The 25346-nt window shown below is 72.6% G+C and carries 19 protein-coding genes and 1 pseudogene; 11 read left to right on the top strand and 9 right to left on the bottom strand.

Annotated elements, in window-relative coordinates; all coding sequences use genetic code 11:
• Nucleotides 1–115: 115 nt before the first annotated feature.
• Together AC3AGO_RS05005 and AC3AGO_RS05000 are read right to left on the bottom strand one after the other, a co-directional pair.
• Entirely contained in the window at nt 116–1669 is a 1554-nt protein-coding gene (locus AC3AGO_RS05005; protein ID WP_487818891.1) for a GMC family oxidoreductase, read from the bottom strand.
• Nucleotides 1670–1713: 44 nt separating this feature from the next.
• Nucleotides 1714–3180 (bottom strand): aldehyde dehydrogenase family protein, encoded by a 1467-nt coding sequence (locus tag AC3AGO_RS05000; RefSeq protein WP_487818890.1) that lies wholly within the window; start codon nt 3178–3180, stop codon nt 1714–1716.
• 593 nt (nt 3181–3773) lie between these two features.
• On the opposite strand from AC3AGO_RS05000, the gene AC3AGO_RS04995 reads away from it, so the two are divergent.
• On the top strand, nt 3774–4538 hold the full coding sequence (locus AC3AGO_RS04995; RefSeq protein ID WP_487824535.1) for an endonuclease I family protein: 765 nt from the start codon (nt 3774–3776) through the stop codon (nt 4536–4538).
• Between the two features lie 6 nt (nt 4539–4544).
• Here AC3AGO_RS04995 and AC3AGO_RS04990 read toward each other — a convergent pair whose 3' ends face one another.
• On the bottom strand, nt 4545–5705 hold the full coding sequence (locus AC3AGO_RS04990; protein WP_487818889.1) for an epoxide hydrolase family protein: 1161 nt from the start codon (nt 5703–5705) through the stop codon (nt 4545–4547).
• Nucleotides 5706–5766: 61 nt separating this feature from the next.
• Between AC3AGO_RS04990 and AC3AGO_RS04985 the strand changes: the two genes are divergently transcribed.
• Complete coding sequence (locus AC3AGO_RS04985; protein WP_487818888.1) at nt 5767–6717, top strand: helix-turn-helix transcriptional regulator; 951 nt, start codon at nt 5767–5769, stop codon at nt 6715–6717.
• A gap of 24 nt (nt 6718–6741) precedes the next feature.
• Here the strand turns inward: AC3AGO_RS04985 and lnt are convergent, their stop codons facing one another.
• Complete coding sequence (lnt, locus tag AC3AGO_RS04980) at nt 6742–8316, bottom strand: apolipoprotein N-acyltransferase (RefSeq protein ID WP_487818887.1); 1575 nt, start codon at nt 8314–8316, stop codon at nt 6742–6744.
• A gap of 357 nt (nt 8317–8673) precedes the next feature.
• Here lnt and AC3AGO_RS04975 point away from each other — a divergent pair, with 357 nt between their 5' ends.
• Both AC3AGO_RS04975 and AC3AGO_RS04970 read left to right on the top strand, forming a co-directional pair.
• Nucleotides 8674–10992, top strand: a complete 2319-nt coding sequence (locus AC3AGO_RS04975) for a GH92 family glycosyl hydrolase (protein WP_487824534.1) — start codon at nt 8674–8676, stop codon at nt 10990–10992.
• Between the two features lie 193 nt (nt 10993–11185).
• Nucleotides 11186–11476, top strand: coding sequence for a hypothetical protein (locus AC3AGO_RS04970; RefSeq protein WP_487818886.1), 291 nt, complete (start codon nt 11186–11188; stop codon nt 11474–11476).
• Nucleotides 11477–11590: 114 nt separating this feature from the next.
• Here AC3AGO_RS04970 and egtD read toward each other — a convergent pair whose 3' ends face one another.
• The 4 genes from egtD to egtA all read right to left on the bottom strand — a co-directional run bounded on the left by egtD (nt 11591) and on the right by egtA (nt 16301).
• Nucleotides 11591–12571 (bottom strand): L-histidine N(alpha)-methyltransferase, encoded by a 981-nt coding sequence (gene egtD / locus AC3AGO_RS04965; protein ID WP_487818885.1) that lies wholly within the window; start codon nt 12569–12571, stop codon nt 11591–11593.
• Nucleotides 12568–13404 carry an ergothioneine biosynthesis protein EgtC gene (egtC, locus tag AC3AGO_RS04960; protein ID WP_487818884.1) on the bottom strand — a complete coding sequence of 279 codons (837 nt, stop codon included), beginning with the start codon at nt 13402–13404 and terminating at the stop codon, nt 12568–12570. Before egtC ends, egtD begins: the two co-directional genes overlap by 4 nt.
• Nucleotides 13404–14744: an ergothioneine biosynthesis protein EgtB gene (egtB, locus tag AC3AGO_RS04955; protein ID WP_487818883.1), complete on the bottom strand. Its 1341-nt coding sequence runs from the start codon at nt 14742–14744 to the stop codon at nt 13404–13406. Before egtB ends, egtC begins: the two co-directional genes overlap by 1 nt.
• Nucleotides 14745–15002: 258 nt before the next feature.
• On the bottom strand, nt 15003–16301 hold the full coding sequence (gene egtA / locus AC3AGO_RS04950) for an ergothioneine biosynthesis glutamate--cysteine ligase EgtA (protein WP_487818882.1): 1299 nt from the start codon (nt 16299–16301) through the stop codon (nt 15003–15005).
• A 200-nt stretch (nt 16302–16501) separates the two neighbouring features.
• Between egtA and AC3AGO_RS04945 the strand changes: the two genes are divergently transcribed.
• From AC3AGO_RS04945 to AC3AGO_RS04925, 5 genes and pseudogenes are all read left to right on the top strand, one after another.
• Nucleotides 16502–17011: a (2Fe-2S)-binding protein gene (locus tag AC3AGO_RS04945; protein WP_487818881.1), complete on the top strand. Its 510-nt coding sequence runs from the start codon at nt 16502–16504 to the stop codon at nt 17009–17011.
• Nucleotides 17008–18003: an FAD binding domain-containing protein gene (locus tag AC3AGO_RS04940; RefSeq protein ID WP_487818880.1), complete on the top strand. Its 996-nt coding sequence runs from the start codon at nt 17008–17010 to the stop codon at nt 18001–18003. The genes AC3AGO_RS04945 and AC3AGO_RS04940 overlap by 4 nt, the downstream gene beginning before the upstream one ends.
• Nucleotides 18000–20117 carry a xanthine dehydrogenase family protein molybdopterin-binding subunit gene (locus AC3AGO_RS04935; RefSeq protein WP_487818879.1) on the top strand — a complete coding sequence of 706 codons (2118 nt, stop codon included), beginning with the start codon at nt 18000–18002 and terminating at the stop codon, nt 20115–20117. The genes AC3AGO_RS04940 and AC3AGO_RS04935 overlap by 4 nt, the downstream gene beginning before the upstream one ends.
• Before the next feature lie 130 nt (nt 20118–20247).
• Nucleotides 20248–21075: pseudogene (locus AC3AGO_RS04930) on the top strand (LLM class F420-dependent oxidoreductase).
• A 126-nt stretch (nt 21076–21201) separates the two neighbouring features.
• Nucleotides 21202–21657 (top strand): lytic transglycosylase domain-containing protein, encoded by a 456-nt coding sequence (locus AC3AGO_RS04925; protein ID WP_487818878.1) that lies wholly within the window; start codon nt 21202–21204, stop codon nt 21655–21657.
• A 29-nt stretch (nt 21658–21686) separates the two neighbouring features.
• On the opposite strand, the gene AC3AGO_RS04920 is transcribed toward AC3AGO_RS04925, so the two are convergent.
• On the bottom strand, nt 21687–22715 hold the full coding sequence (locus tag AC3AGO_RS04920; RefSeq protein WP_487818877.1) for a LacI family DNA-binding transcriptional regulator: 1029 nt from the start codon (nt 22713–22715) through the stop codon (nt 21687–21689).
• 277 nt (nt 22716–22992) lie between these two features.
• Here AC3AGO_RS04920 and AC3AGO_RS04915 point away from each other — a divergent pair, with 277 nt between their 5' ends.
• Nucleotides 22993–24174, top strand: a complete 1182-nt coding sequence (locus AC3AGO_RS04915; protein WP_487818876.1) for a Gfo/Idh/MocA family protein — start codon at nt 22993–22995, stop codon at nt 24172–24174.
• Between the two features lie 173 nt (nt 24175–24347).
• Complete coding sequence (locus AC3AGO_RS04910; RefSeq protein ID WP_487818875.1) at nt 24348–25346, top strand: sugar phosphate isomerase/epimerase family protein; 999 nt, start codon at nt 24348–24350, stop codon at nt 25344–25346.

The following is a 25346-nucleotide window of genomic DNA, read 5'->3' as shown; positions in this document are numbered from 1 at the left end:
CTCTCCTCGCCGCCCTCTTGGGCTCCCGCGGACCCGGGGGCGCCCGCGGCCCCGTCCGGTCCCGAAGCCCCGTCCCGTCCGGAAGCCCCCGCCCCTGCCGGGGAGGCGCCGCCGGTCACCGGACGCCCCGTGCCGCGGAGGGTCCGGTGCCGCCGGTGATGAGGTCGGCGGCGCGTTCGGCGACGAGGAGGACGGAGACCATCGGGTTGATGGTGGGCATCGTCGGGAACACGGAGGCGTCCACCACCCGCAGCCCCTCCACACCTCGGACGCGCAGCCGGGGATCGAGCGCCGCCTTCGGATCGCCCTCGGCGCCCATCCGGCAGGTGCCCGCCGGATGGTAGACGGTGTGCGCTGCGCGCCGTCCGTACTCCGACAGCTCGTCGTCCGTCTGTACGCCGGGACCGGGCGCCACTTCGCGGGTCAGCCAGGACTTGAAGGGTTCCGTGGCGGCGACCTGCCGAGCGATACGCAGCCCGTCGACGATGGTGCGTTCGTCGTGGCCGTCGCGGTCGGTGAAGTAGCGGAAGTCCAGGGCCGGTTTCTCCTCCGGGTCGGCGCTGCGCAGCCACATGCGGCCCACGGAGCGGGCCTTGGGCACGTTCGGCGTCATGCACACCCCGTACGGGGGCACCGGGTAGCCGAGCCGTTCGGTGTTGACGGTGAAGGGCACCTGGTAGAAGTGGAACATCAGGTCGGGCAGCCCGCGCCGGTCCTCGCGGCTGAGGAACAGCCCGGCGTCGGAATCCATCACGGAGTTGGGCGGCAGCGGACTGTCGGTCTCCCACACGATGACCGACTCGGGGTGGTCGAGGAGGTTCTCGCCGACGCCCGGCACGTCGGCGACGACGTCGATGCCGAGGGCGCGGAGCTGGTCGGCGGGGCCGATCCCGGAGAGCATGAGCAGCCGCGGCGTGTCCACCGCGCCCGCGCACAGCAGGACTTCGTGTTCCGCGCGGACGACGGATGTGCTGCCGTCGGCGGCACGCACCTGTACGCCGGTGAACCGTCCGTCCGGTCCGGGCAGCAGTTTGTACGCCCAGGTCTCCAGCAGCAGCGTGAGGTTGGGCCGGTCCATGACCGGGTGCAGATAGGCCACGGAGGCGGACGAACGGTGGTGGGTCTTCGGGTCGTAGGCGACGGAGAAGAAGCCCGTACCGTCCTTGAACGGGCGGGCGTTGAAGTCCTCCACGACCGGGACCCCCAGCGCGTCGGAGGCGGCCGTCACGAAGTCCTTGGCGATGGGGTTACGGTCCGCCTCGGCGACCGGGACGATGTTGGTCTGCAGCCGGTCCCGGTACGGGAGGATCACGTCGGGGCCCCAGCCGTCGCAGCCGCGGTCCACCCATTCCTGGAGGTCCTCGGGGAACGGCAGGAAGCTGATGAGCGTGTTGTGCGAGGAGCAGCCGCCCAGCACACGGGCCCGCGAGTGCAGGATGTGCGAATTGCCGCGCGGCTGCTCGACGGTGGGGTACTTGTAGTCGTACTCGGAGTCCAGCAGGTTGATCCAGTTGCGCAGCTGCAGGACGTTCTCGTCGCCGACGTCGCTGGGTCCGCCCTCGATGACGGCGACGCGGCAGGAGGGGTCCTCCGTCAGCCGCGCGGCGAGCACCGAGCCCGCCGTGCCGCCGCCGACGATGACGTAGTCGTACACGGCCTCTTCGGTCATGGCTTCCTCTCGGCCTCTCCGCTGTGCCGGCCGCGCCGGGGGTGTCAGCCCTTGAACCAGCCGGACGGGCCGGGCTGGAGGTTCTGGTAGATGTGCTTGGTCTCCTGGTACTCGGCCAGTCCGGCGAGGCCCAGTTCGCGGCCGACGCCGGAGCGGCCGAAGCCGCCCCATTCGGCCTGCGGCAGATACGGGTGGAAGTCGTTGATCCAGACGGTGCCGTGCCGCAGCCGGTTGGCGACCCGCTGGGCGCGGCTCGCGTCGCTGGTCCACAGGCCGCCGGCCAGTCCGTAACGGGTGTCGTTCGCCAGCTGTACGGCCTCGTCCTCGGTGCGGAACCGTTCGACGGTGACGACCGGGCCGAAGATCTCCTCCTGGACGAGGCGCATGGACCGGTCGCAGTCGGCGTAGACGGTGGGCTGGAGGAAGAATCCGTCGGCGAGCTTCGGGTCGTCGGGGCGGCCGCCGCCGGTGACCAGGCGTGCGCCTTCCTGCCGTGCGACGTCGAAGTACGCCTCGACCTTGGCGCGGTGTTCCGCGGAGCTGAGCGGGCCGCTCTCGGTCTCCGGGTCCAGGCCGCTGCCGAGCCGGATCCGGCTTGCCCGGTCGGCCAGTTCGGCCACGAAGCGGTCGTGGATGTCCTCGTGCAGGATGAGCCGCGAGCCGGCGGAGCAGACCTGCCCGGAGTGCAGGAAGGACGCGTCGAGCGCGTAGTCGACGGCGGCCTCGAAATCGGCGTCGGCGAACACCACGTTGGGGTTCTTGCCGCCCAGCTCCAGGGCGATCTTCTTCACGCCGGGGGCCGCGGCCTCCATGATGCGGCGGCCCGTCGCCAGGCCGCCGGTGAAGGAGACCAGGTCGACGTCGTCGTGTTCGGTCATCGCCGCGCCGACCGAACCGCCGGGGCCCAGCACGAGGTTGGCGACGCCGGGCGGTGCGCCGGCCTCCTCGATGAGCCGCATCATGATGAGGGTGCTCAGCGGAGTGATCTCGGAGGGCTTGAGGACGAAGGTGTTGCCGGCGGCGAGCGCGGGCGCGACCTTCCAGGACGCCTGCAGCAGCGGGTAGTTCCACGGGGCGATCAGTGCGCACACGCCGACCGGGTGGTGGACGACGCGGCTGAGGACGTCCGGGCCGACCTCCACGACGCGGCCGCCGTCCTTGCCGGCGAGCTCCGCGTAGTAGCGGAAGGCGTTCGAGACGTCGTCGACGTCGATGCGGCCCTCGGTGAGGGTTTTGCCGGTGTCCAGGGACTCGGCGCGGGCGATGCGTTCCTTGTTGCGCAGCAGCAACTCGTGGACGCGGTAGAGCACATCGGCCCGTTCCCGGGCCGGCGCGTCCGACCAGCCGCCGGCGTCGAAGGCACGGCGCGCGGCGCGTACGGCGAGGTCGACATCCGTGGCGTCCGCCTCGTCGACCGTCGCCACGACGGACGAGTCGTACGGGTTGATCACCTGGCGCTGCTGTTCGTGGGTGGCGCCCACCCACTGCCCGTCGATGTACAGGTCCGGCACGTTCGGCTCCCTACCTCCGCGTCGGCGCACGGCTCCGCTGCAAGGCGACCACCGTGGGACAGCCACGCCGCCGGATCCACCCGCCGCACCGGCAGCGGGCCGTATCGGGGCCGGAAGCGACCCGGCTGGGCTATCGCCCGGAAGCACGGCCCCGTGATGCTCCGACCCCTGACGGGCCGTCGGCCCCGGCAGCCCTACGGCCCGGTCCCGCGACCGGCCCGGTCGGCGGCGGGTGTCCGCCTCCCGGCATGCGCGCGCCGGGGCAGAGCTTTCCGTCCGGTCGGCGGCCCGTCGTGGCCCAATCACGTGTGGGGATCCGGGAGTTGACGCGCGGGGTTCCGGGGCGCGGGGCGCGCTGCCGTCACTGGTTCTCCGCATAAACATCACGTGCGATCCACGCATTGGTGTTCGATGCGGTGGCAGGCTCGTCGCGGCCGATGACCAGTCGGCCGGTGCCGTGCCGCACCCCCACATCCGCGGGCGGCGCCACACCTCGGGGAGAGGACACCATCGTGGACTTCCGCCCTTTCACCGGCCGTCGCAGAACCGTGGCCGCCGTGACCGGCGCGCTGCTGGTCGCGGCCGCCGTACAGATGCCTGCCGTCGCAGGGCCCGAACCCCGTGAGACGGCGGACGCGCACGCGGCCGCCGCCCGCACGGGAACCGCGCCCCCGGACGGCTATTACAAGGACGCCGAGGGCAAGACCGGCGAGGAGCTCAAGACCGCGCTCCACAAGATCATCAAGAACGGCGCGACCGCCCTCTCGTACGACCAGGTCTGGGACGCCCTCAAGGCCACCGACGAGGACCCGGACAACAGCGCCAACGTCCGCCTGCTCTACACCGGCCGCTCCCAGTCCAAGGACGCCAACGGCGGCGACTCCGGTGACTGGAACCGCGAGCACGTCTGGGCCAAGTCGCACGGCGACTTCGGCACCGCCACCGGGCCCGGCACCGACATCCACCATCTGCGCCCCGCCGATGTGAAGGTCAACAGCATCCGCGGCAGCAAGGACTTCGACGCCGGCGGCGACGAAGTCGAGGGCGCGCCCGGCAACTTCACCGACGGCGACTCCTACGAACCGCGCGACGCGGTCAAGGGCGACGTGGCCCGCATGATCCTCTACATGGACGTGCGCTACGAGGGCGACGACTCCTTCCCCGACCTGGAGGCCAACGACAAGGTGGACAACGGCTCCGCGCCGAACATCGGCCGCGTCTCCGTGCTGAAGAAGTGGAGCGACCAGGACCCGCCGGACGCCTTCGAGAAGAACCGCAACGAGGTGATATTCGACAAGTTCCAGCACAACCGGAACCCGTTTGTCGATCACCCGGAGTGGGTCGGAAAGATCTGGTAGCCCGGCTCACCCCCTCGCCGCTCCGGGCGTGACCGTACGGAAGAAGGCCCGGATGTCGTCGACCAGGAGATCGGGGGCCTGCAGCGAGGCGAAGTGCCCGCCGCGGGGAAGGTCCGACCAGTGAGTGACGGTGTTCGACAGCTCGGCGAGGCCGCGGATCGCGCTGTCACCGGGGAAGTTGGCCACCCCCGTCGGGACCGGAGAGGGTGCGGGGCGCTCGCCCCACCCCTCCGGTCCCGCCTCCAGATAGAGCCGGGCCGCCGAGCCCGCCGTACCGGTCAGCCACAGGATCGTGGTGTCGGTCAGCAGGGCATCCCGGTCGACGGGCGTCTGCCGCGTATGAGCCGGGTCCCAGTCGACGAACCACTCGATGTTCCAGGCGAGTTGGCCGGCGGGGGAGTCGTTGAGCGCGTAGGCGAGGGTCTGCGGGCGGGTGGCCATCTGCGTGGCGTATCCGGAGTGGCCGTACCACCACATCTCCTGCTGCTCCGCCTGCTCCCGCTCGGCCTCGGAGAGCTTGTCCAGGTCGCCGGGGGCCGTCGGGACGGAGGCGTTGGCCAGCGCGTTGACGTGCACGCCGAGCACGCGGTCCGGGGCGACGCGGCCCAGCTCGGGGGAGACGATGCTGCCGAAGTCGCCGCCCTGCGCGCCGTACCGTTCGTATCCCAGACGGTGCATCAGCTCCGCCCAGGCGCGCGCCGTCCTGCGCGTGCCCCAGCCCGTCTCGCGGGTGGGCCCGGAGAAGGCGAAGCCGGGCACCGACGGCGCGACCACGTGGAAGGCGTCCGCGGGATCCCCGCCGTGTGCCCGCGGATCGGTCAACGGGCCGAGGATGTCGAGGAAGTCGTACACCGTGCTGGGCCAGCCGTGCGTGAGGATCAGCGCGGTGGCGTCCGGCTCGGGCGAGCGCACGTGCAGGAAGTGCACGGTCTGTCCGTCGATCTCGGTGGTGAACTGCGGGAAGGCGTTGAGCCGCGCCTCGTGCCGGCGCCAGTCGTACCCGGTGCGCCAGTAGTCGGTCAGCTCCCGGAGGTAACCCTCCGCGACCCCGTACGACCAGCCCACGCCGGGCAGTTCGCCGGGCCAGCGCGTACGGGCGAGGCGCGCGTGGAGGTCGTCGAGGTCGGCCTGCGGGATGTCCACCCGGAAGGGTTTCGGTGTGTTCATGGACCCAGACTCCGCCCTGTAGCGGACAGAACCGGTCCGCGACTTCTGGGATCGTGAGGCCATGTGGGAAACCCCCGGCCGGCTGCTCCGGCTGCTGTCCCTGTTGCAGACCCGCCGCGACTGGACCGGCGCGGACCTCGCCGCGCGCCTGGACGTCACCACCCGTACGGTCCGGCGGGACGTCGAGCGGCTGCGGGAGCTGGGCTATCCGGTCCACGTCGCGATGGGCCCCTCCGGCGGGTACCGGCTGGGGGCGGGCGCCGCGCTGCCTCCGCTCCTGCTGGACGACGAGGAGGCGGTGGCTCTCATCGTCAGCCTGCGGGTGGGCGCCGTGGGCAATGTGGCGGGCCTCGAGGAGGCGGCGCTGAGCGCCCTGACGAAGGTCGAGCAGGTGCTGCCCTCCCGGCTGCGGCACCGCGTGGGCACGCTGGAGAGCGCCGTGGTCGCGGTCGCGCCGCGCGGCGAACCGGCCGTGGACGCGGGCGTGTTGACCGATGTCTCCGCCGCGCTGCGCGCACGGGAGACACTGCGCTTCGACTACGTCAGCCACCACGGGGAGTGCACGCGCCGGTCGGTCGAGCCGCACCGGCTGGTCGCGTGGGACCACCGCTGGTATCTGGTCGGCTGGGACACCGGCCGGGCGGCCTGGCGGACGTTCCGCGCCGACCGGATGTCGCTGCGGACGCCCAACGGCCCCCGGTTCACGCCCAGGGAGCCGCCGGACGGTGACGTGGCCGCCTATCTGCGCAGGACGATCGGGCACGACATGTGGCCGTACCGCTGCCGCGCCCTGGTGCACGCGCCGGCGGAGGAGGTCGCCGGGCGGATCGACGGGATCGTCACGCCCGTCGACGAGCACACCTGCCGCCTGGAGCTGGCCACGGACTCGTACGTGCTGGCCGCCGCGGTCGTCGGGATGCTCGATGTGGACTTCGAGGCCGAGTCGCCGCCGGAGTTCGCCGACAGCGTGCGCGAGCTGTCGGCACGCTTCGCCCGTGCGGCCGGACAGTGACCGGCACCCCCACCCGACGGGCCGTCAGCGGGGAGCCGGCGCCGGTTCGTTCACGACAGCGCCTGCCGTACGGTGCCCGGCCTGCCGGGCGCGGACGGCGAGCAGCACTCCGTACGCCGCGAGGGAGGCGCCCGACGCGTACAGGATCCAGTCACCGAACCGCACATACAGCGTCGTGCCGGTCGCGGACGGTACGTCGTAGACCGCTGTCGTGCTGCGGTCGATGCCGAGCCGCGGGCCGAGCTGCTCGCCCCGCGCGCCGTGCACCGCGCTGACCCCGGTCAGGGTGGCGTGCACCATCGGGCGGCCGCTCTCCGCCGAGCGCAGCGCCGCGAGGGAGGCGTGCTGACCGGGCGCCCAGCTGTGCTGGAAGCTGGCCGTGGAGGACTGGGCGACCAGCAACGGGGCGCCTGCGCGCACCAGATGGCGGCTCATGTCGGGGAACGCCGTCTCGAAGCAGATCAGCGGTCCGAACCGCAGCGCGCCGCTGTGCATCACCACCGGATGCGTGCCGCGCCTGCGGTCCTCCCCGGCGGCCTTGCCGACGGAGGTGGCCCAGCCCAGCAGCGCGCGGGCCGGCACGTACTCGCCGAACGGCACCAGGCGCATCTTGTCGTACCGTTCACCGGCGAGGCCGTCCGGTGTGACCAGGACCGAGCTCTTGAAGATGCCGGGCCCGTGCACCCGCCGCGCGTCCACGTTGACCAGCAGCGGGGCGCCGACCCGGGCCGAGAGCGAGGCCAACTGCCGCCGTGCGTCCGCGCGGGCGCCCAGATCGACGCCGACGCTGCTCTCGCCCCACACCACCAGGTCCGGCCGGGTGTTCTGTTGCGCCAGCCGGCGGGTGAGTTCGGCGCTGCGCGCGAAGCGCTGTCCCACTGTCTTGGCCTGCGCGCCGGCCTGTACGACGGCGATGCGCGTCCCTGTCCCGCGGTTCTCCGCGGGGGCCGGCGCCCACGCCCAGGCGGCCGTCGTCGCCACGGCAGCCACCGCGAGCACCGCCGCGCCCGCGGCGCGCGCCCCGGCGCTCGCGAGGACGGCGGTGACGGCCGTGTTGACCGCGACGACGGCGAAACTCAACAGCCATACGCCGCCCACGGACGCCAGCCGCAGTGCGGGGGGAACCTGCCACTGGCTCGCGCCGAGCAGTCCCCAGGGGCCGCCCAAGTACTCCCAGGAGCGGACCAGTTCGATCATCAGCCAGCCTGCGGGCAGCAGCACGGCGGCCGCCGCGATCCGCGCGGGGCGCGGCCGTCCGGCGAGCAGCCGCCGCACGAGCCACCCCCACGGCGCCCACAGCGCCCCCAGCAGCGCGGCCAGGATCAGGATGAACACGTGCAGGCTCGGCATCAGCCAGTGGTGCACGGCGAGCATGAACCCGGTGCCGCCCAGCCAGCCGGCGAGGGCCGCCTGACGGGGCGTCGGCGCACAGCGGATCAGCAGCAGCCACGGCACGAGGGCCACCCAGGCCAGCCACCACAGCGCCGGCGCGGGGAACGCGAGCGCGGGAAGCGCGCCGGCCACCGGCGCGAGCGCCGCCCGTGTCCGGCGGGCGCCGGCCCACCGTGCGGTCGTCCGGGCCGCCACTGCCTCGTGCATCCACGCCTCCCGTCCCAGGACCGCCGGCCAAGGGACCAGTCTGCGGGAGCGGACCGGCGGGGGCGAGAGCGCGGAAGGGCGCGGCGTACGCCGGGCGCGGGCCTGCACCACCACACCCCCACCCACCGCCGCCTCTGCCTGACGGCCGCCCCGGATGGACTGCGCGTACCGGAGGCGGCGGTGCGACAGAGGCGAACCGGAGTGTTGACAGGGGGTGTTGGGGCTGACAACGCTGTCGGAGCACAGTGCGGCGATGCGATCAGACAACGTTGTCTACCTCCTTCGGAGGCTGCAGTGGTACGAGCGAAACGCGTCCGCGGACTCGTCGGCCTGGCGCTGACGGCGCTCTGCGCGGGCATGGTCAGCGCCCCGGGGCCGGCAGCGGCGGCCGGTCCCGGCGGAGAGAGAGCCGGGGGGAGCGGGAACCTCACCTCTCTCGTGAACCCCTTCATCGGCACACAGAACGACGGCAATACCTTCCCCGGTGCCGCCGTCCCCTTCGGCATGGTGCAGCTGTCGCCCGACACCGGGCACACCACCGGATACGACTGGAAGCACAACAGCATCCGCGGGTTCTCCGCCGTCCATCTGTCCGGCGTCGGCTGCGGACTGGGCGGCGACCTGCCGGTCATGCCCACCACCGGCGACATCACCAGCACGGACAACGCCAAGTACGCCGCCGCCTTCTCGCACGAGAAGGAGAGCGCGTCACCGGGCGCGTACAAGGTGCAGTTCGACGACTACGGCGGCACGACGGCAGAACTGTCCGCCACCAAACGCACCGGGCACCAGCGCTACACCTTCCCCTCCACGGACAAGGCCAACGTGCTGCTCAACACCGGGCAGGCACTGCACAAGGTCACCAACAGCACGGTGAAGGTCCTCGACGACCGTACGGTGCGCACCTCCATCGCCGGGCGCGGGTTCTGCCAGGACACCCGCCCGTACACCGTGCACACCGTCACCCGTTTCGACCGCCCCTTCGCCTCCCACGGCACGTGGAGCGGCGACAAGGTCACCGACGGCAGCGGCTCCTCGGACGGCGGCGGGAAGCGCGGCGCGTACGTCCGCTTCGACACCCGGGGCGGCGACCGCGACGTGGAGGCGGCGACGTCCCTGTCGTACGTGGACGCCAAGGGCGCGGACCGCAACCTCGCGGCGGAGGGCGGCCGTTCCTTCGACGCCACCCGGGACGCCGCCCGCGCTGCCTGGGAGCACCGGCTGGGCCAGGTGCAGGTGAAGGGCGGCAGCGAGGAGCGCCGGAAGGTCTTCTACTCCTCGCTCTACCGCGCGCTGCTGCACCCCAACGTCGGTGAGGACGTCGACGGCCGCTACACCGGCTGGGACCTGAAGAAACACCGCTCCAAGGGTCACACCTACTACCAGAACTGGTCCCTGTGGGACACGTACCGCACGCAGGCGCAGCTCCTCGCGCTGGTCGCGCCGCGCGAGTCGCGGGACATGGCGCTGTCGCTGCTGCGTGTCGACGAACAGGGCGGCTGGCTGCCCAAGTGGGGCTACGGCACGGCCGAGACGAACATCATGACCGGCGACCCGGTCACCCCGTTCCTCACCAACGCCTATCGGCAGGGACTGCTGAAGGGGCACGAGGAGGAGACGTACCGGGCGCTGAGGAAGAACGCCGACGGTGTGCCGCCCGCCGACTCGCAGTACGTCGGCAGGATGGGCAACGAGCACTATCTGAAGCACGGTTACGTGCCGTATCTGGGCGAAGGGGAGCGCGAGAAGCCGGGCGACTCCGACTTCGAGCACGGCGGCTCCGCCACCCTGGAGTACGCACTGGCCGACGGCGCGCTGGCGGAGATGGCGCGCGGACTGGGCCACCGTGCGGACGCCGAACGGTACGCGCAGCGGGCACGCAACTACCGCAGCATCTTCGACAAGAGCACCGGCTTCTTCCGTGCGCGCGACGGCGAGGGGAAGTTCGCCGGACCCGCCGACCCGGCCAAGAGCAAGGGCTTCCACGAGGGCACGGCCTGGCAGTACATGTGGCTGGCGCCGCAGGACCCGCGCGGACTGCTGTCGATGATCGGCGGTACGCAGAAGACAGAGCAGCGCCTGGACTCCTTCTTCGCCTACGACCAGCTGTTGAAGGACCCGGAGAAGACGGCCCGCGAGGTGTGGGTCAACGGGCCGTACGACTACTACAACGCCGACAAGTACAACCCGCAGAACGAACCGGACCTCATCGCGCCGTACACCTATCTGTCCACCGGTACGCCGTGGAAGACGACGGACGTCGTGCACGCCGCACTGACCCTGTTCACCAACGGTCCTGACGGTGTGACGGGCAACGACGACCTGGGCACCATGTCGTCGTGGATGGTGCTCACGTCGATGGGCGTCTTCCCGGTGTACCCGGGCACCGACACCTGGGGGCTGTCCACGCCGGCCTTCGACAGGGTGGACATCGCCCTCGACCGCGCCTTCTATCCGCGCGGCCGGTTCACCGTCCGGGCCGAGGGAACGAGTGCGCAGAACCGGTACGTCCAGTCGGCCGGGCTCGGCGGCAGCGATCTGCCGCGCACCTGGATCCGTACGGACGACATCCGGCGCGGCGGTGAACTGTCCTTCCGGCTGGGCGAGAAGCCGTCGGACTGGGGCACGGGCGCCGGTGAAGGACCGCCCTCGACACCGGGGGTGAGCGGCGACTGACACGCGGGACGGTGTGAACGTGTGGCGTGCCCCCGGGCGGGAGTGTGTCCGCGGGTGCGCGTGCCGCCGGTGCGCTTCGGCGCGCCGGCGGCTTGCCGCCTCCGGGGGTGCGGCTGTTCACGGGGCGCGTCCGTTCGGGGCGCGCGGCCCGGCGTACCGCCGCGGGCGGCGCGGGCGCGTTAGCGTCGGAGGCATGGCCAGTCACACTTCGCGCTTCGAGATCGCGATCACGCCGCAGCCCCCGGAGAAGGAGGAGGACGCCACGGACGCCTCCGTCTCGGCGGGCGCCGTGCGCCGCGAGTGGGTGCACGCGACGGGGGAGACCGGCTCCAGCGGCTACCCCCGCTACTCCTCCGGCAACGGGATCGTCGCCGACATCGACGCACAGGACCGCACCGTCGAGGCGGTCAGCGTCGACGGTGCGGAACTGCCGTACGGATGGACGGCTTCGGTGGTCAACGAGGAGGGCCCCGGGGCGAACTGACCTCGCCCCGGACCCCTCGGCCCTCGCGCCGGCTCCCTTGCCCCTCGCGCCGGACCTCTCGGCCGGGCACCGGAACCGTCACCCCGTAACCGTCATCCCAAGAGCGTCACCCCGTCACCGTCCGGCCGGGAACGCGAGGGACAGTGCGTACCGTCCTGCCGTGTCCGTCCACCAGTGCTCCAGTGCGAGCCCGGCGGCGGCCAGTTCGTCGCGTACGCCGTCCCGCCGGAACTTGGCGGAGATCTCCGTCCGCAGGTCCTCGCCCTCCGTGAAGGACACCGCGAGGTCCAGGTCGGGCACCTTGACCGTCAGATCGCGGGTGGCACGCAGCCGCATTTCGATCCACTCCTCGTCCGCGTCCCACAGGGCGACGTGCCGGAAGGCGTCCGGGTCGAAGTCGGCGCCGAGTTCGCGGTTGAGGACGGACAGCACGTTCTTGTTGAAGTGGGCCGTCACCCCCTCCGGATCGTCGTAGGCGGCGATCAGGGTGGCGGGGTCCTTCACCAGGTCCGTGCCGAGCAGCAGGGCGTCGTGCGGGCCGAGCGCGCCCCGTACGCGCTTGAGGAACGCGGCGCGTTCGGCGGGCGGCAGATTGCCGACCGTGCCGCCGAGGAACGCCAGCAGCCGCGGCTGCTCGGTGTGTTCGAAGCCCAGATCGCGTCCGAAGTCGGCCGCCAGCGCGTGCACATGGAGCTCCGGATGGCTGTCGCGCAGTGCGCCGGCCGCGCCGCGCAGCGCGCTCTCGCTGACGTCGACGGGCACGTACGTGTGCAGACTGCCCGCCGCGTGCAGGGCGTCCAGCAGCAGCAGGGTCTTCTCCGAGGAGCCGGAGCCCAGTTCGACCAGACTGTGGGCGCGGACGGCGGTGGCTATCTCGGGCGCCCGGTCGGTGAGGATCTCCCGTTCGGCGCGGGTCGGATAGTAGACGGACAGCCGGGTGATCTCGTCGAACAGTTCGCTGCCGCGGGCATCGTAGAACCATTTGGGCGGCAGCGACTTGGCGTCGGCCGTCAGCCCCGTACGGGCGTCGGCGCGCAGCGCCTCGGCCGCGTAGCCGGGCGGCAGCCGGTCTTCGAGTGTGAAGTGGCGGGTCATCGCTTGGAGTTCCTCTCGGTGACGGCGAGACGGAGAACGGCCGGGGACGACGGTGCGGAGTTTGCGGCATCCCGGGACTGGGCGGGCCCGGCAGTGAGCGGGACGGTGCGTACGCCGGCGCGGTCGGCCAGCAGCAGCGAGCCGTCGGGTACGTCCTGCCAGCCGGGCTCGTCGTCGCACGGTTCGGAGGCGGCCAGCACGCCCCCGTCGTCGTCCGTACGGAAGGAGAGCGTGTCGCCCCAGGTGGAGGCGATGATCCGGTCCCCGTCGGTGAGCAGCAGATTGAGCCGGGCGCCGGGCCGTACGGCGGCGGTCTCGCGTACGACGGTGGACAGCGCCCACTCCGGCGGCTCTCCGGCGGTGATCCGTGCGTGGATCATCGCCCACAGCAGCGCGGCGTCGCAGCGGGACTCCAGCGCCAGCAGGGTGGCGGCCGGCAGCGTGGTGGAGGTGTCCTCGGGCAGCTGTTCCCAGTCGGCGACGGCGCCGTTGTGGCTGAACAGCCAGCGGCCGGAGCGGTACGGGGCGACGGCGGCCTCGTCGTGGCTGGTGCCGGTGGTGGCGTCGCGGACGGCCGCCAGGACCGCGCCGGAGTGCAGAGTGCCCGCGAGATCGGGGAGGTTGGGGTCGGCCCACACCGGCACGGCCCGCCGGTAGCGCAGCGGTTCCGTCTCCGGCGCGGGGTACCAGCCGACGCCGAAACCGTCCGCGTTGACGGTGCCGTGCGTCTGCCGGCGCGGCGCCCACGACTGCCGGTAGAGGCTGTGCGAGGGCTCCAGCAGGATCTCGGCGAGGGTGCGGGGCGGGCCGAGGTAGGCGAGGTGACGGCACATCAGGAGGCGTCCCCCGTGGCGGAATCGGCGCTCCGCGCCGTGCGGAAGCCGGCGAAGATCTGCCGCCGGACCGGGAAGTCCCAGTTGCGGAAGGTGCCCCGGCAGGCGACGGCGTCCGTGCCGAAGGAGCCGCCGCGCAGCACCTTGTGGTCGCTGCCGAAGAAGACCTCCGAGTATTCGCGGTAGGGGAAGGCGGCGAAGCCCGGGTGCGGGCTGAAGTCCGAGGAGGTCCACTCCCACACGTCGCCCAGCAACTGCCGTGCGCCGCACGGGGCTTCGCCCGCCGGGTACGCACCCGCGCGCGCGGGTTGCAGGTGCCGCTGGCCGAGGTTCGCGTGCTGCGGGCCCGGCGGCTCGTCGCCCCACGGGTAGCGGGAGGAGCGGCCGGTGGCGGGGGACCAGCGTGCGGCCTTCTCCCATTCGGCCTCGGTCGGCAGCCGCCGCCCCGCCCAGCGCGCGTAGGCGTCCGCCTCGTACCAGCTGACGTGCACGACCGGTTCCTCCGGCGGCACCGGCTCGTCGTGCCCGAAGCGGCGGCGGCGCCACACGTCGCCGTCGCGCCGCCAGAACAGCGGCGCCTCCAGCCCGGTGCGCTGCCGGTACGCCCAGCCCTCCGGGTCCCACCAGCGCGGGTCGGCGTAGCCGCCGTCCTCGATGAACCGCAGGTACTGCGCGTTGGTGACGGGCGTGGTGTCGAGGTGGAAGGCCGGTACGTCGACGCGGTGCGCGGGGCGTTCGTTGTCCAGCGCCCACGGGTCGTCGCTGGTGCCCATGGTGAACGGGCCGCCGGGGACGAGGACTTCGTCCGGCAGATGCTCGCCTGCGGGCGGCCCGGGCGCGTCGAGGACGGGCGGTCCCTTGCGCAGCTGGTGGGTGGCGAGCATGGTCTCGTCGTGCTGCTGCTCGTGCTGGGCGACCATGCCGAAGACGAAGCCGCCGTCCAGCAGCGGGCTGCCGGAGGTGGGCGCGGCGGCCAGGATGCCGAGGGCCTGCTCGCGTACCTCGTCGAGGTATTCGCGGGCCGCGGCGGGCGAGAGCAGCGGGAGGGCGGGCCGGTCGGCGCGCGGATGCTGGAACGCGTCGTAGAGCCGGTCGAGTTCGGGGCGCAGCGCCTGGCGGCGGCCGGCCTCACGTACGAGCCAGATCTCCTCCTGGTTGCCGACGTGCGCCAGGTCCCACACCAGTGGGGACATCAACGGGGAGTGCTGTGCGGCCAGTTCGGCCTCGTCGAGACAGTCCGTGGTCAGCGCGAGGGTGCGGCGGCGCGCCTCCCGCAGCGCTTCGGCGGCGCTCTCCTTGAGCGTGTCCGGGGTGCGAGTGGTCACAGGTGTGTCCATCATGGTGACGCTCCTTTCGGAGGTGTCCGGGGGTTCAGCAGGCCAGGGAGCTTCAACAGGCCAGGGAGCTTCGGCCGGAATGTGAGCCGCGGCCGGCACGGGAGCCCTGTCGCAGGGCCCGCAACTCGCCCCGCCCGCCGCCGTGTCCGGTCGCATGGCGGCCGGACACGGCGGATCAGCGGGCGGTGCGGGACCGGGCGCGGGGCAGAGCGTGGCAGCCGGTGGCGTGTGCCGTGCCGGCGGGGGAGCTCCTCGCGGACGTCACGGCGCGCCCTCCAGGTCGGGCAGGCCCGGGAGGTCCGGCGGGCAGGGAAGTGCGCCGGTGCGTACGGCGTCGAGCTGGTCGTCGGCCGGACATCGCCCCCGCTCCGCGTAGCGGGCGCCGAAATCCGCGACGGCCTCCTGCAGCGCGAGGGGCGTGTCCCGGCGGGCGAGCGCCTCCGACGCTGCGGCGAAGCAGGCGCGGACAGCCTTGCCGACCGCGGGGTCGGCCGGGCCGGCCCGTGCGGCGCGCAGCCACATCTCCCAGGGCGGGAACTCCTCGCCGTCGGTGAGGGGTTCGGTCGCCGTACGGACTGTGTCGGCGGCGACCGGGTCGTCCAGCAGCGCCCCGGCCACCAGCAGCGGCACCCGCCACGCGTCGCCGTGCTGCGCGTCGACCATGCGCAGCTCCAGCCAGCCGCGCGGGCGCACCGGGGGGAAGAGCGTGGACAGGTGGTAGTCCACATCGCCCATGTCGGGGGCGCGTTCGGGGTCCCCTTCGCCGCGCAGCCACGCCCGCAGGGTCAGCCCCTGCGGCGCGGTCCAGGAGGCGGGCGCCGTACGCCGCAGGCACAGCAGCGGCGTGTCCAGCGCGTGCCGGGCCCATGCGGTACGGGGCTCGGCGTGCTGGCGGGGCGGCCGGACCCGGCCGGGGTCCATGCGTGCCCACACGGCCTGCCGGGTGGAGGCCCAGCCGGTCGGACGGCCGCGCCACAGCGGGGAGTTGGCGAAGGCCGCCACCAGGACGGGGCCCAGGCGGTGCGCCAGCAGCCAGCGTTCCCGGTAGCTCTGCGGGCCGTCGCCCTCGTCCCCCGCGTCGACGTTGATCTGGACGGATGCGGTGGCCCGCATCATCATGCGGCCCCATGGCCCGTCCCGGTCGAAGTACGCCTCCATCGCCCGGTAGCGGGGGTGGTCGAGGATCCGCGGAGGCAGCCGGTGGGCGTCGAGGCCGCATCCGTCGAGCAGCAGGTCCGCGCCGGCGAGGGCCTGCCGCAGCCGGGCCGCGTCGGCGGCGACGGCCTCCACGCAGTGGTCCGGCGACAGGGCGGGCAGGGAGCTCAGCTCGACCTGGCCGCCCGGTTCCCGGGTGACCCGGCTCCCGCCGGGCAGGGCGCCCGGCTCCAACAGGGGGGCGAGGGCCTCGTCGAGCCGCTGTACGGGGACCGTCCGCGCCGGGTCGTCCCGGTCCCGTACGAGCCATTCCAGCTCCACCCCCGTGCGTCGGGGCGGGCCGGTCTTGAAGCAGATTCCGGAGACGTGCGCTTCGACGTCGTGTTCTTTCAGAGCGGTGTGCATAGCGGTTCCTCCTCGCTGAGCCGGTGGGCGCGCGGGAAAACAGCTGGGCGGGCGAAGACTTCCCAGCGGAGCGTACCGGGACACGGGAAACGGCGAGGTGCACGGAAGTACGCCCGGGTCCGAACAGGGCCTCCGCCATGTGGCGGAGGGGGTGTGCCGCGACGTTTCAACGGCTGCCGCCCGGTGGTACTGGGGCCGGGATGGATGCTCGGATCACGTTGTCGGTGGACGGCGTCAAACGGTCGCTGACCGTGGACACGCGCACCACACTGCTCGACGCGCTGCGCGACAGGCTGGAGGTCACCTCTCCGAAAAAGGGGTGTGACCACGGCCAGTGCGGAGCCTGCACGGTGCTGCTCGACGGGCGCCGAATCCTCAGCTGTCTGGCCTTCGCCGTGGCGCACGACGGTACGGAAGTGACCACGGCGGCCGGGCTGGCCGCCGAGGGCGAGGAGCTGCACCCCGTCCAGGAGGCGTTCCTCGAACACGACGGCTTCCAGTGCGGCTACTGCACGCCGGGTCAGGTGTGTTCGGCCGTCGGCATGCTGCGGGAGGCCGCCGACGGGCACCCCAGCGTCGTGACCGAGGACCTGACCGCCGACGTCGTCCTCGACGACGCGGAAGTGCGCGAGCGCATGAGCGGCAACCTGTGCCGCTGCGGCGCCTACCCCGGCATCGTCCGGGCCATCAGGGAGGCGGCACAGCCGTGAAACCCTTCGACTACGCGCCCGCGGAGGACGCCGCCTCCGCCGTCGCCGCCGTGGCGGCCCGGCCCGGCGCCGTGTTCCTGGCGGGCGGCACCAACCTCGTCGACCACATGAAACTCGGCATCGCCGAACCCGCGCTGCTCGTCGACGTGAAGGACCTGCCCCTGGACCGGGTCGCCGAACTGCCCGACGGCGGGCTGAGCATCGGCGCGACCGTACGCAACAGCGACCTCGCCGCGCACCCCCTCGTACGGCAGCGCTACCCGCTGCTGTCGCAGGCGCTGCTCGCCGGCGCGTCCGGGCAGCTGCGCAACGCGGCGACCACCGGCGGCAATCTGCTCCAGCGCACCCGCTGCGTCTACTTCCAGGACGTCACCACGCCCTGCAACAAGCGCACCCCCGGCAGCGGCTGCTCCGCGATCGGCGGAGTGACCCGCGACCACGCCGTGCTCGGCGCCTCGGAGCACTGCGTGGCGGTGCACCCCTCCGACATGGCCGTCGCCCTCGCCGCGCTGGACGCCGTCGTCGTCGTGCTCGGCACCGGAGGTGAACGGCGCATCCCGGTGCGGGAGTTCCACCGGCTGCCCGGCGACACCCCGCAGCGCGACACCGTCCTGGGGCACGACGAGCTGATCACCGCCGTCGAGGTGCCGCCGCTGCCGTACGCCGCGGAACGCTCCGCCTACCGCAAGGTCCGCGACCGCGCCTCGTACGCCTTCGCGCTGGTCTCGGTGGCCGCGGCGCTCGACATCCGCGACGGCGGCATCCGCGAGGCGCGCATCGCGTTCGGCGGCGTCGCCCACAAGCCGTGGCGCGCCACCGTCGCCGAGGACGCGCTGCGCGGCGCCACCCCCGACGACGACAGCTTCGCGCGCGCCGCCCATGCCGAACTGGCCGCGGCCCGGCCCCTGGAGGGCAACCGCTTCAAGGTGGACATGGCCCGCTCCACGCTCATCTCGGTGCTGCGCGGACTGGCAGCGAAGGAGCCGTCATGACCGGCACGGTGCCGCCACGGGCGGCCGGTACTCCGCTGCGGCGGATCGAGGGGCGGGCGAAGGTCACCGGCACCGCGCCGTACGCGTACGAGCACCTCGTCGACGATCCCGCCTATCTGTACCCCCTCCAGTCGGACGTCGCACGCGGCCGCATCCGCTCGGTGGACACGGCGGCGGCCGAGGCCGTGAAGGGCGTCGTCGCCGTCGTCACCCACCTCAACGCGCCGACGCTGACCGGCACAGGCGACGCGGAACTGGAGATCCTCCAGTCCGACGAGATCCACTTCCGCGGGCAGCTCGTCGGGGCCGTCCTCGCCGACACCCCGGAGGCCGCCCGGCACGCGGCGTCGCTCGTACGCGTCGACTACGAGCCGTGGCCGCACGCGAGTGAACTGCGCCCCGACAGCCCCGGCTTGTACACCCCCGGCAAGCCCAACGAGGCCTTCCCCGCGGAGTCCGAAGAGGGCGACACCGCGGGCGGCGAGGGCGCCCCGGCCGGCACGGCGTACACCGTCGACGTCACCTACACGACGCCGCGGGAACACAACAACCCCATGGAGCCGCACGCCACCATCGCCGCGTGGGACACCGACGGGGACGCGCCGCGGCTCACGCTGTACGACTCCACGCAGACTCCGCACGGCGTACAGGCCGCCCTCGCCCCGCTGTTCGGCCTGGAACGCGAACAGGTACGGGTGATGGCCCCGCACGTGGGCGGCGGCTTCGGGTCCAAGGGGATGCCGCACGCGCACAACGTACTGGCAGGCATCGCCGCGCAGTTCACCGACGGGCGCCCCGTCAAACTGGCCCTCACACGGCAGCAGATGTTCTCTCTCGTCGGCTACCGCACACCCACCGTGCAGCGGCTGCGCCTCGCCGCGAGCGAGGAGGGCCGGCTGACGGCCCTCAGTCACGAGGTGCTCGAACAGACCTCCCGCATCAAGGAGTTCGCCGAGGAGTCGGACACCCCCTCCCGGATGATGTACGCCGTGCCGAACCGGCACACCGGGCACCGGCTCGCCGCGCTCGACGTGCCCGTCCCTTCCTGGATGCGGGCGCCGGGCGAGGCGCCGGGCATGTACGCGGCCGAGTCCGCGCTCGACGAACTCGCCGACGCCTCCGGCATCGACCCCGTCGAACTGCGCCTCCTCAACGAGCCCGACACCGACCCCGACACCGGCAAGCCGTGGTCGAACCGGCGGCTGACCGAGTGCCTGCGCACCGGCGCCGTCCGCTTCGGCTGGGAGCGGCGCGGCGCGCCCGGCACCCGCCGCGAGGGCGAGTGGCTCGTCGGCCTGGGCGTGGCAGCCGCCACCTACCCCGGCATGGCCTTCCCCGGCAACACCGCCGAGGTCGAGCACGAGGGGGAGGGGCACTACGCCGTGCGCATCGGCGCCGCCGACATCGGCACCGGCGCGTGGACGGCGCTGACGCAGATCGCCGCCGACGCGCTCGACGTACCCGCCGAGGACGTCCGCATGGAGATCGGCGACACGTCCCTGCCGCGCGCCACCGTCGCCGGCGGCTCCTCGGGCACCGCGTCCTGGGGCAACGCGATCGTCGGCGCCGTACGGGAGTTCCGTACGCGGTACGGCAGCGAGCCCGCGCCGGGAGCGCGCGCCCAGGGCTCTGCCCCCGACAACCCGGGCCGCGAAGCGCACGCCGTGCACTCCTTCGGCGCGCAGTTCGCCGAGGTGCGGGTGCACACCGCCACCGGCGAGGTGCGCGTGCCGCGCATGCTGGGCGTCTTCTCCACCGGACGCATCATCAACCCCCGTACCGCGCGCTCCCAGTTCACCGGCGCCATGATCATGGGCCTGTCCATGGCGCTGCACGAGGAGAGCGTCGTCGACCACCGCACCGGACACGTCGTCAACCACGACTTCGCCGGATACCACATCGCCGCGTGCGCCGACGTCGGCGACATCGAGGCGATGTGGCTGGACGGCGAGGACCCGTGCGCCGGGCCCGTGGGCGGCAACGGCATCGGCGAGATCGGCATCGTCGGCGCGCCGGCCGCGATCGGCAACGCGGCGTTCAACGCGACCGGTACGCGCGTTCGTGAGCTGCCGCTCACGCCTGACCGGATGCTTTCGGCGCTGCCGCGCGGTTGAGCGCGTGGCGCGCCGCGGGTGCCCCGGGCGGGGGTCTGGCGGGTGCGGCTCGTGACGTGGTCGGGTTTGCGCAGTTCCCCGCGCCCCTTTTTCGGGGCCGCCATCACACCGTCAACAGGGAGGAAGCGCCGTGCAGTTCGGCATCTCGACCTTCATCACCGATCAGGGCATCCGCCCCGCGGCCCTGGGCCGCGCCGTCGAGCAGCGGGGCTTCGACTCGCTGCTCATCGCCGAACACTCGCACATCCCCGCCGAGCGGCGCTCGCCCTAGCCCGGCGGCGGCGACCTGCCCACGAAGTACTACCGCACCCTCGACCCGTTCGTGGCGCTCAGCGCCGCCGCCTCCGTCACGGACCGGCTGCTGCTCGGGACGGGCATCGCGCTGGTCGGGCAGCGGGACCCGATCCACACCGCGAAGGAGGTCGCCTCCCTCGACCTCGTCTCCGACGGGCGCGCGGTCTTCGGCATCGGCATCGGCTGGAACCGCGAGGAGATGGAGAACCACGGCACGAACCCGGCCACCCGCGGCCGGCTCGTCAACGAACGGCTGCACGCGATCCGTGCGCTGTGGGCGGACGAACAGGCCGAATTCCACGGCGAGTTCGTCGACTTCGACCCGGTGTTCTGCTGGCCCAAGCCGGTGCGGCAGCCGCATCCGCCGATCTGGGTCGGCGGCGGCGAGGGCGCCTTCCCGCGTGTCGCGGAACTCGGCGACGCGTGGCTCGCCAACAGCGTTCCCCCGGACCAACTCGGCCCGCAGATCGAGCGGATGCGGTCCACGGCGGGCCGGGACGTACCCGTCACGGTCTTCGGCGTGCCGCACACGGACGAGGCGATCGAGGGCTACACCAAGCTCGACGTCGAACGCGTCCTCTTCGCCCTCCCGACCCTCCCGGAGTCCGAGACCCTCCGGGAACTCGACCGCCTGGCCGAGGTGGCAGCCCGCCACAGCTCCTGACGGCCGGTCCGCCGGGCCCGTCGCGGGTCCGGCGGCCGCCGGGCGCGGGCCGGGGCGACGGGGCGTATTCCCAGGGGGTGGGGGCGCCGGTACGGTCGGGGGACAGGAACCGGCGGAGGAGTGCGCATGGCCGATCACCGGAGTCCGGACCGCGTCGAGATCCCTCCGCAGTACGCCGAACTGGTCGCCAAAGCTGCCGGTTTCTGCGCCGAGTTGACCGAGTCGCTGGTGGCGGCGCAGATCCAGGTGGAGTCCAACTGGGACCCGGACGCCGTCTCCCCGGCAGGCGCGCAGGGCATCGCGCAGTTCATGCCGGGCACGTGGAGCGACTACGGCAAGGACCACAGTGGCGACGGCCGCGCCGACGTCTTCGACCCGGCCGACGCGATCCCCACCCTGGGGGAGACGATGTGCCTCTACGTGGACGTCGTCCGCAGGGAGGGCATTCCCGGCGACGTGATCGACCTGGCGCTGGCCGCGTACAACGCGGGCCTCGGCGCGGTCCGCCGCTACAACGGCGTCCCGCCGTACCCGGAGACCCGCTCCTACATCCGCAAAGTCCGTGATCTGGCCGCCGGCTGACGGCACGTCACCGGAGAGGCCGGGCTTCGTCAGCTGTGCTGCTGGGGCCGCGGGGCGGGCGGCCCCGAGGTGTCCCGGACGACGAGGCGGGCCGGGGTGACGATCTCCTCGGCGGGGACCGAGGTCTCCGTACGCGCGATGGCTCGTTCCACGGCCGTACGGGCCTGCCGCGCCGCGTCCTGGCTGACGGTGGTGAGACGGACCGTGGCCAGACCGGCGACGCGGGTGTCGTCGAAGCCGACGACCGTCACCTGCCCCGGGACGTCGACGCCCCGCGTGCGCAGGGTGAGCAGCATCCCGAACGCGATCATGTCGTTGTGCGCGAGGACCGCGGTGGGCAGGGGCGCGTCCGCGTCGAGGAGGCGGGTGGCTGCCTCGACGCCGGCCTCCTCGGTGGGGCTGTCGGTGCCGACCAGCCGGACGTGCGCGCCGAGCCCGTGGGCGTGCATCGCGGCGGCGCAGGCCTCGCGCCGGATGGAGCTCATGCCCGAGGTGCCGCCGTCGATATAGGTGATGCCGCGGTGTCCGAGTCCCACGAGGTGGTCGACGGCGTCGGTGATGCCCTGGCGGTCGTCGGCGTGTACGGAGTCCACGTCCTCGGCGCGCAGGTCGGATGCGAGCGTGACCACCGAGGCGCGGGTGCTCAGATCGGCCAGCTGCGCCCGGGGGATCTCGGGGCTGACGAGGATCAGCGCGTCGCACCGGTCGCGCAGCAGGTTGTCGACCGCCTGCGTCTGCGAGCGGGAGTTGGTGGTGGCGCTGAGCACGAGGTTGTACCCGGAGGCGTCGGCGGCCCGGTAGAGGTGCTCGACCACGTCGGAGTGGAACGTCTGGTGCACGGAGAAGGTGACGCCCAGCAGGCGTGACTGCCGCCGGCGCAGCAACTGGGCCCGCTGGTCGGGCTGGTAGCCCAGCCGCTCGGCGACGTCGAGGACGTGGGCGCGGGTGCGTTCCGAGACCCCGGGCTTTCCGCGCAGGGCCACCGAGGCCGACGACACCGATGTGCTCGCAGCGCGTGCCACGTCGACGATCGTGATCCGTCCGGCTCTGTCGGCCACGTACTACCCGCCCTTCCTGCGCTTTTCCTGGCTGCACACTACTTGACCAGCGGAAATCTGTTTCGACCGAATGTCTTGACATGGAGAACGCCGCTGCTAGTGTCGGCGGTCACACGTTACCGAAACGTTTCGGTGAAGGGGCGTTCCGTGCCCGGGAGGGCGTCCCGTTCGTGCCGGTTCCCGGACCGGGAGGAGCGGCGGACCCGCGCGAGTGCGTCCGCTTCGACTGCCTCCCGGAGACGACGTGTTGAGTCACCGATCGAAGGACACCGAGACAATGCCTCAGCAGCCACTGTCCGTTGCGGTCATCGGCGCCGGAATGGCGGGCCGCAGCCACGCCGCCGGCTACCGACAGGTCAACACCGTCTTCGGCGAGGGGCTTCCCCCTGTCCGGCTCGCGGCCATCGCCGACGCCAACCTCGAACTGGCCGAGGACGCCGCACGCCGCTACGGCTACGACAAGGCGGTATCCAGCTGGGAGGAGGTCGCCGAGGACCCGTCGATCGACGCGGTGAGCATCGTCGTCGGCAACGCGCTGCACCGCCCGATCGCCGAGGCGATGATCCGTGCGGGCAAGCACGTCCTGTGCGAGAAGCCCCTCGCCGGGTCGATGGCCGACGCGGAGGCCATGGTCGCCGCCGAGAGGACCGCCGACGTGGTCACCGCCGTCGGCTACACCTACCGCCGCTCCCCGGCGATCACCGCCATCCGCGACCACGTGCAGGGCGGCGAGCTCGGCGACATGACGCTGTTCAACGGCCGTTACTGGTGCGACTACGCCACCGACCCGCGCGGGCCGCTCAGTTGGCGCTTCAAGGGCGGCCCGGGCAGCGGCGCCCTCGGCGATGTCGGCGCTCACGTCATCGACGTGGCCGAGTACGTGTGCGGGCCGATCGTCTCCGTCTCCGGCGGCGCGCTGTCGACGCAGATCCCCAAGCGGCCGCTGCCGCTGGGCGCGGTCGTCGGCCACAACGCGGCCCCCGTCAGCGACGAGCTGGGCGAGGTGGAGAACGAGGACACGGCCATGTTCTCCGCGCGCTTCGCGTCCGGCCTGACCGGCTCCTTCTCCGTGTCGCGTACCGCCTTCGGCATGCCCAACGGGCTGGCCTTCGACGCCTTCGGGCTCGCGGGCCGTGCCTCCTTCGACTGGCACCGGCCGGCCGAGTACACCTTCGACGACACCCAGCCGGAGGCCCGTACCCGCGGCGCCCGGCAGATCATCGCCGGGCCCCAACTGCCGTACTTCGACGGCGGATACCCGATGCAGGCGGCCGGCAACGGCGGCGGCAACGCCGAGATGTTCACCTACCAGTGCCGCGCCTTCCTCGACCAGGTCGCGGGCGCCCCCGATCCGCGGCCGGGCTGCGCGTCGTTCGCCGACGCGCTGCACACGATGCGGGTCGTCCAGGCCGTCGTGGAGTCCTCGCAGGGCGCCGGCACGGCTGTCGACGTTCCCTGAGCTGCCCGCTCCGAATTCTGCCGCTCCGAATTCTGCCGCTCTGAATATCCCGTTCTGAATATCCCGCTCTGAACTGCCCCTCGCGCGGCCGGTGTCCGGCCCTGGCCGCTGTCCGTCACGCCTTGCCGCCGCCCCGAACCGCTCCCCCCTCCCGTACACGGAAGGACTCCGTCATGCCGCTGAAGCTCGGCGCGTACACCGCCTGTCTGCACGATTACACGCTCGAAGAGGCCCTCGACATCCTCAAGGAGAACGGTCTGACCTCGGTGGAGGTCAACACCGGCGGCTTCCTTCCGGCCCCGCACTGCCCGGTCGACTCGCTGCTGTCCTCGGCGAAGGCCCGCGAGGAGTACCTGGAGATCTTCGCCTCGCGCGGCATGGAGCTCACGGGGCTGAACTGCAACGGCAACCCCCTCAACCCGCTGCCCGGCACGGGACCCAAGCACGCCGAGGACCTGCGCCGTACGATCCGGCTCGCGGGCCTGCTCGGCGTACGCAACATCGTGACGATGTCCGGCACCCCCGGCTCCGACCCGGACGCCAAGTACCCCTCATGGGTGGTCAACCCGTGGGACGGCGTCTACATGGACGTGCTGGACTACCAGTGGGGCGTCGCCACCGAGTTCTGGACCGGGATCGACGAGCTGGCGCGGGCCAACGACGTGCGGGTCGCCATCGAGATGCACCCGCACAACCTGGTGTTCTCCCCGGTCACGCTGACCCGCCTGGTGGAGCTGACGGGTGCCACGAACCTGGGCGCCGAGATGGACCCCTCGCACCTGATGTGGCAGGGCATGGACGTCGCGGCCTGCATCCGCCACCTCGGCCCGCTGGTCTTCCACGCCGCGGCCAAGGACGCGCGGCTGTGCCCCGGAGCCGACATCCGCGGCGTCCTCGACACCTCCTTCGCGCGGGTTCCCGCCGACGCGCCGGGCAAGGTGCCGACCGGCATCGACACTTGGTGCAACTCTTGGCCGGAGAACCCCGCGTGGAAGTTCGTCGCCGTCGGCATCGGCCACGACACCGCGTACTGGACCGAGTTCCTCACCGCGCTCGCCGAGGTCGACCCGGACATGGCCGTCAACATCGAGCACGAGGACGCCGACTACTCGCAGCTCGACGGGCTCGCCCTCGCCGCCAAGACCCTCCACGCGGCTGCCGCGAGCCTCTGA

It is taken from the genome of Streptomyces sp. BL1, assembly GCF_057628045.1.
This window is presented reverse-complemented; position numbering and strand designations above follow the sequence as displayed.

Bases quoted from the DNA above. Each gene is read 5' to 3' on its own strand.
- AC3AGO_RS05005 (WP_487818891.1), bottom strand. From the start codon at position 1,669: ATGACCGAAGAGGCCGTGTACGACTACGTCATCGTCGGCGGCGGCACG.
- AC3AGO_RS04995 (WP_487824535.1), top strand. From the start codon at position 3,774: ATGCCTGCCGTCGCAGGGCCCGAACCCCGTGAGACGGCGGACGCGCAC.
- AC3AGO_RS04990 (WP_487818889.1), bottom strand. From the start codon at position 5,705: ATGAACACACCGAAACCCTTCCGGGTGGACATCCCGCAGGCCGACCTC.
- AC3AGO_RS04985 (WP_487818888.1), top strand. From the start codon at position 5,767: ATGTGGGAAACCCCCGGCCGGCTGCTCCGGCTGCTGTCCCTGTTGCAG.
- lnt (WP_487818887.1), bottom strand. From the start codon at position 8,316: ATGCACGAGGCAGTGGCGGCCCGGACGACCGCACGGTGGGCCGGCGCC.
- AC3AGO_RS04975 (WP_487824534.1), top strand. From the start codon at position 8,674: ATGGTCAGCGCCCCGGGGCCGGCAGCGGCGGCCGGTCCCGGCGGAGAG.
- AC3AGO_RS04970 (WP_487818886.1), top strand. From the start codon at position 11,186: ATGGCCAGTCACACTTCGCGCTTCGAGATCGCGATCACGCCGCAGCCC.
- egtD (WP_487818885.1), bottom strand. From the start codon at position 12,571: ATGACCCGCCACTTCACACTCGAAGACCGGCTGCCGCCCGGCTACGCG.
- egtC (WP_487818884.1), bottom strand. From the start codon at position 13,404: ATGTGCCGTCACCTCGCCTACCTCGGCCCGCCCCGCACCCTCGCCGAG.
- egtB (WP_487818883.1), bottom strand. From the start codon at position 14,744: ATGATGGACACACCTGTGACCACTCGCACCCCGGACACGCTCAAGGAG.
- egtA (WP_487818882.1), bottom strand. From the start codon at position 16,301: ATGCACACCGCTCTGAAAGAACACGACGTCGAAGCGCACGTCTCCGGA.
- AC3AGO_RS04945 (WP_487818881.1), top strand. From the start codon at position 16,502: ATGGATGCTCGGATCACGTTGTCGGTGGACGGCGTCAAACGGTCGCTG.
- AC3AGO_RS04935 (WP_487818879.1), top strand. From the start codon at position 18,000: ATGACCGGCACGGTGCCGCCACGGGCGGCCGGTACTCCGCTGCGGCGG.
- AC3AGO_RS04925 (WP_487818878.1), top strand. From the start codon at position 21,202: ATGGCCGATCACCGGAGTCCGGACCGCGTCGAGATCCCTCCGCAGTAC.
- AC3AGO_RS04915 (WP_487818876.1), top strand. From the start codon at position 22,993: ATGCCTCAGCAGCCACTGTCCGTTGCGGTCATCGGCGCCGGAATGGCG.
- AC3AGO_RS04910 (WP_487818875.1), top strand. From the start codon at position 24,348: ATGCCGCTGAAGCTCGGCGCGTACACCGCCTGTCTGCACGATTACACG.